Origin of the sequence: Aquidulcibacter sp., from assembly GCF_049239865.1 — a bacterium.
GTDB lineage: Bacteria > Pseudomonadota > Alphaproteobacteria > Caulobacterales > Aquidulcibacteraceae > Aquidulcibacter.
This window is the reverse complement of record NZ_JBMLTR010000142.1, coordinates 1-2,500: the sequence shown is the minus strand read 5'-3', so window position 1 is coordinate 2,500 and position 2,500 is coordinate 1. Positions and strand designations below refer to the sequence as shown.

Genomic DNA, 2,500 nt, shown 5'->3' with positions numbered 1-2,500 from the left:
AAGCGGCAGGTCAAGAGGCCTATGAGTTTCAGCGTCTACACGGCATGGGCGAGACCCTTTATGCCACGGCGCGCGATCTATTTGGCGATATGAATGTCCGCGTCTATGCCCCCGTTGGCGCCCATGAAGACCTGCTGCCTTATCTCGTGCGCCGTCTGCTCGAAAATGGGGCCAATACCAGCTTTGTGCATGCCTTCTTGGACGAAGATGTCCCAGTAGAACGCGTCGCCGGTGATCCGTTGACGGCGTTGGAAGCCGGCACGCGGCGACATTTGAAAGTGCCAGCCCCGCCAGCGCTCTATGGCGAAGCCCGCGCCAATTCCAAAGGCCTCGATCTGACGCTGGCCCCCGATGTTGTAGCGCTGGAGCAAACCATCAGTGCCCAAGCCCAAAAGAGCGAAGGGCAAGGCTCGGTCGCCATTACCGCACCGCAAAATCACAAATTCATTGTCGGCCATATTGATGAGACAAGCCTTGAGGCCCTCGATGCGGCTTGCGACCTTGCCCACAATGCCCAACCCGCTTGGGACCGTTTAGGCGGCTATGGCAGAAGTCTGATCCTGACCCGCGCCGCCGATTTGATGGAGGCTGACCGCGTCAGCTTGATGGCTTTGTGCTCGGCAGAGGCCGGCAAGACCCTGCAGGATTGTATCGACGAAGTCCGCGAGGCCATCGACTTCTTGCGCTATTATGCGGCTCAAGCCGCGCAAGAGTTTCAAAGCCCGGTCGAGCTGCCCAGCCCAGCAGGCGAGACCAATGTGCTATCCCTGCATGGGCGCGGCGTATTTGGCTGCATCAGCCCTTGGAACTTCCCATTGGCGATTTTTATGGGCCAGGTTGCAGCAGCTTTGGCCGCTGGCAATTCAGTCGTCGCCAAGCCCGCTGAGCAGACTCCGCTGATCGCCCAAGCGGCTTGCGAAATCCTCTATCAGGCAGGCGTGCCAAAAGAGGTGCTGCACTTGGTTTTGGGCGATGGGCGCACGGGTGCGCATTTGGTCAGCAATTCAAAGATCGCCGGTATCGCCTTCACCGGCTCGACCAGTGTCGCGCGTCTGATCGCGCGAACCTTGGCGCATAAGGACGGGCCAATTGTCCCGCTCATCGCCGAGACAGGCGGCCTCAATGCCATGTTTGTCGACACCACCGCTCTAAAAGAACAAGTGGTGGATGATGTCATCGTCTCCGCCTTTGGCTCGGCTGGGCAGCGCTGTTCGGCCCTGCGCCTGTTGTTCTTGCCGCATGAAACCGCCGATGCGGTGCTGGATTGCCTGAAGGGCGCGATGGACGAATTGGTGCTGGGTGACCCCGCCCTTCTTTCCACCGACATTGGTCCGGTGATTGATGGCGATGCGCGGGCCATTTTGGAGGCGCATGAAGCCCGTATGTCGCAAGAAGCCAAGATTTTGAAAAAGATCGACGTGGGTAGTTTGGCAGAGCAAGGCTATTTTTACGGTCCGTGTTTGGTGGAGATCGACAGCCTCGACATCTTGGAAACCGAAGTGTTCGGCCCCATCCTGCACGTGCTGCGCTATCATCCCGAAGCGATTGACAGCGTGGGTGCCGCCTTGGCGCACAAGGGCTATGGCCTCACGCTCGGGTGCCACACCCGCCTCGACAGCTTTGTTGACGAGGTGGAAGCAGCCGTTCCCGCTGGCAATTATTACGTCAACCGCACCATGACGGGTGCCGTGGTCGGCGTGCAACCTTTTGGTGGCGAGGGCCTATCCGGCACCGGCCCAAAGGCAGGCGGCCCCCACTATCTCCACCGCTTTGCCACCGAACGCACCAAAACCATCAACCGCGCCGCCCAAGGCGGCGACCCGCGCTTGTTTAATCTATAGGGGGTGGCTTTCCACATGGAAGCGGCAGCGAAGCCGGTGAACGGCAACGCGCAGCTCGTGCTGCGCGGTCCTTTTGGTGGGGTTTCTATCTAGAAGCGCTTTGGTGATCCTTCCGGCCCACCAAACCGCTAACTCCATTGTTCTTGCGACCTCTGGGCAGTCAAGTGTCCGTTTTCTATGAAAACGGATCGCTTAGCGACGCAGCAAAGCTGCGCACTTGACGACCCAGATGTCGCGGGCAAGCTCGATGATCTATTTTGGTGAAACCTAGGTTGCACCAAAATAGATCCAGATCGGCAGCACAAATTCGCCCCGCAACACCCTAAGGCTAAGGCGCGCTCCCCTCTCCCAGCAGGAGAGGGGAGCGCATAGATAAAAACTTATCCCCCACCCATCAAACCCCGCATAACTTAAGGCCATCTCCGACGAGAGGGCGTTGTTGCTGCAGCGGCGACACCGGTTGGGGATGGTAAGCGGGATTAATCGAGGTTGAAGTGGCGACCTCGTGTTTCATTGGGATTAGCTGTCCTGATGCCCGAGTGTGCTTGTGCCCGACTGCCGTGTGAAGCCCTTGGTCAAGAACTTAGGCGATGCCTTTGAGACACCTTGGGGAAGCCTTATGTATTTTTGGAAGCACATGCTTCTAAAATGAGGCCTTT

The 2,500-nt window shown here is 58.3% G+C and carries 1 protein-coding gene; it reads left to right on the top strand.

All coding sequences use genetic code 11. The features are described from left to right. The coding region (gene putA, locus ACOVRA_RS10185) for a bifunctional proline dehydrogenase/L-glutamate gamma-semialdehyde dehydrogenase PutA (RefSeq protein ID WP_421720200.1) at positions 1 to 1,841 on the top strand (1,841 nt) is incomplete at its 5' end. Positions 1,842 to 2,500: the final 659 nt, after the last annotated feature.